General features: G+C 39.2%; 2 protein-coding genes. Both read left to right on the forward strand.

All coding sequences use genetic code 11. The annotated features are described in order from the left end of the window. The first annotated feature begins 81 nt into the window (after positions 1 to 81). Complete coding sequence (locus tag BKK47_RS11900; protein WP_077495035.1) at positions 82 to 1,590, forward strand: CoA-acylating methylmalonate-semialdehyde dehydrogenase; 1,509 nt, start codon at positions 82 to 84, stop codon at positions 1,588 to 1,590. Positions 1,591 to 1,660: 70 nt separating this feature from the next. After that, the gene (locus tag BKK47_RS11905; protein ID WP_077495036.1) at positions 1,661 to 2,800 is read left to right on the forward strand and encodes a Gfo/Idh/MocA family protein; all 1,140 of its coding nucleotides are present in this window, start codon (positions 1,661 to 1,663) and stop codon (positions 2,798 to 2,800) included. Positions 2,801 to 3,040: the final 240 nt, after the last annotated feature.

Consider the following 3,040-nt stretch of genomic DNA (forward strand, 5'->3'; position numbering starts at 1 on the left):
AGCTATATTTGTTAAAACTAATCACAATGTAAATCTTAAACTTACAAATATCTTATCTTAATACTATATAAGGAGCTCAAAATGGAAACTGTCTATAATTTTATTAATGGTAAACAAGTTCCAAGTAGAGGAACAGAAGCATATCCTATTTATAATCCCGCAACCGGTGAACAAATCCGCCAAGTCATAATGAGCACATCGGAAGATGTGTATGAAGCCATTGATGTAGCACAGCGTGCTTTTGCGGAATGGTCTGCGACATCACCATTACGCCGCTCACGTATTATGTTCAAATTTAAAGAGTTATTACAGCGAGACTGGGATGTATTAGCTAAAATTATTGTTGAAGAGCATGGCAAAGTGTATTCCGATGCCTGTGGAGAGCTCACTCGTGGTTTAGAAGTGGTTGAGTTTGCATGTGGCATTCCACATTTACTTAAAGGCGAGTTTTCCGAACAGGTAGGGCGAGGCATTGATATCCATTCCTCACTGCAACCATTAGGGGTAGCGGTCGGCATTACACCATTTAACTTTCCTGCTATGGTTCCTATGTGGATGTTTCCAGTGGCGATTACTTGCGGTAATACCTTTATTTTAAAACCGGCAAAAGCGGATCCTTCACTTTCTATTAAATTAGCAGAATTATTAAAAGAAGCAGGTTTACCGGACGGGGTTTTCAATGTTGTTCATGGCGATCGCCAAGATAATGAAATTTTATTACGTGACCCAAGAGTACATGCTGTAAGTTTTGTGGGTTCTACACCTGCCGCAGCTCATGTCTATAAAATGGGGGCTGAGTTTGGTAAACGGGTGCAAGCTTTTGGTGCAGCGAAAAATCATGCTTTAATCATGCCGGATGCAGATATTGAATCAACGGCGAATGCATTATTAGGTGCCGCATTTGGTGCCGCCGGTGAGCGTTGTATGGCAATTTCTTTGGCTGTCACTATTGATGATGAAACCGCAGACAAATTAATAGCCACACTAAAACCTAAAGTAGAGGTCCTTCGCTATGGTCCGGGCATTCCCAAAGAAGGGGAAAAAGAAATGGATTTCGGACCGCTTATTAGCCAACAACATCTTAATAATGTCACCAATTACATTACAAAAGGTGTAGAGGAAGGTGCAACTTTGCTTGTGGACGGGCGTGGTAAAAAACCGGTTGGACATGAAAACGGCTTCTTTATTGGCGGTAGTTTGTTTGACAACGTTACCCCTGATATGGTGATTTATAAAGAAGAAATCTTTGGTCCTGTTCTTGGTATTGTTCGAGCGAAAAACTTTGAGCAAGCGATGAAATTAATTAACGAGCATCCTTATGGTAATGGTACGGCAATCTTTACCTCCGATGGCGGTGCCGCACGTGAGTTTGCCTATCATGTTCAAGCAGGTATGGTCGGTGTTAATGTTCCAATTCCGGTTCCTATGTCTTTTCATTGTTTTGGAGGTTGGAAACATTCAGCCTACACAACATTAAATATTTACGGACCTGATGGTGTGCGTTTCTACACGAAAATGAAAACGGTCACAACCCGCTGGCCAAGTAAATATGTGATTGAAAATGCCGCATTCAGTATGCCAACATTATAAAGCTTAGAGAGATAGCTAAAACCAAAGGCTATCTCTCTTATTTTTATATCGTGCAACAAAGGAGAGCATCATGAAACAGATAAGAATCGGTTTGATTGGTACAGGGTATATTGGACGTTGTCATGCAATTGCCTATTCACAAGTAGCAACGGTTTTTCCGCTTAAAGCAGAACTAGTATTAGATTATTTAGCAGAAATTACACCGGAATTAGCAGAACAAAAAGCCAAAGAATTTGGTTTTAAGCGCTCCACAGGAGATTGGCGCGATATAGTCAACGATCCGAATATTGATGTAATTGATATTTGTACGCCCAACTTTCTTCACAAGGAAATTGCATTAGCTGCCATTGCAAACGGCAAACATGTTTATTCCGAAAAACCTCTTGCATTAACTGCCACAGAGGCAAAATTAATGTATCAAGCGGCAAAAAAAGCCGGCGTTAAAACATTAGTCGGCTTTAACTATATCAAAAATCCAACGACTCAATTAGCAAGAGAAATCATTACAAATGGTGAAATAGGAGAAGTTATCCACTTCTACGGTACACATAATGAAGATTATCTTGCCAATGAAAATACACCGTTAGATTGGCATTGTATAAAAGAAAAGGCCGGTTTAGGTGCATTAGGCGATCTTGCTGCACACATTGTACAAATGTCCCAATATTTGCTGGGACAAGAGATCATCTCTGTTATCGGTGATATGCAAACTGTCATTCAAACGCGACCTAATCCTAACAATCTCCAAGAGCGTTTAGCCGTAGAAAATGAAGATCAGGCAACGGCACTAGTTCGCTTTGGTAACGGGTGTATGGGGACGATTGAGACTTCCCGCATTGCTTGTGGGCGTAAAATGGGACTAAGTTATGTCATTACCGGCACGAAAGGCTCTATTATCTATACACAAGAAAGAATGGCGGAATTAAAACTTTATTTGCACGATGAAAATCCCGCCAGACAAGGATTTAAAACCATTTTAACCGGGCCACTTCATCCGGATTATAAGAATTTTTGTGTCAGTGCCGGTCACGGAATTGGGTTTAATGATCAAAAAACAGTGGAAATAAGGGATTTAATCAACGGAATTTCTGAAAATTCGACCGCACTTTATCCCGATTTTGAAGAAGGTTATAAAGTGTCAAGAATCTTGGATGCTATCGCATTATCTTGTGAACAAAAACGCTGGGTTAATGTGGAAGAAATCGAATGACAAAGATTTCTCAAGATTTCATAAATAGGTGCTTTACAGCACCTATTTTTACATCGAAAAATGAATTAAACATTTCACTATTTTAAATTAAAAATTTTAACACCAAAACAAGATCTAGTTCACATTTTTGAAATTTGGTCATTGCGGGGCATATAAACTAAATGATATATATACAACAAATCATTTATTCCAATTTTAAACTTGGCGAAATTTATATTTCTTAAAATATTCTAGTAGGGG

The organism is Rodentibacter mrazii (assembly GCF_001998825.1).
Lineage (GTDB): Bacteria > Pseudomonadota > Gammaproteobacteria > Enterobacterales > Pasteurellaceae > Rodentibacter > Rodentibacter mrazii.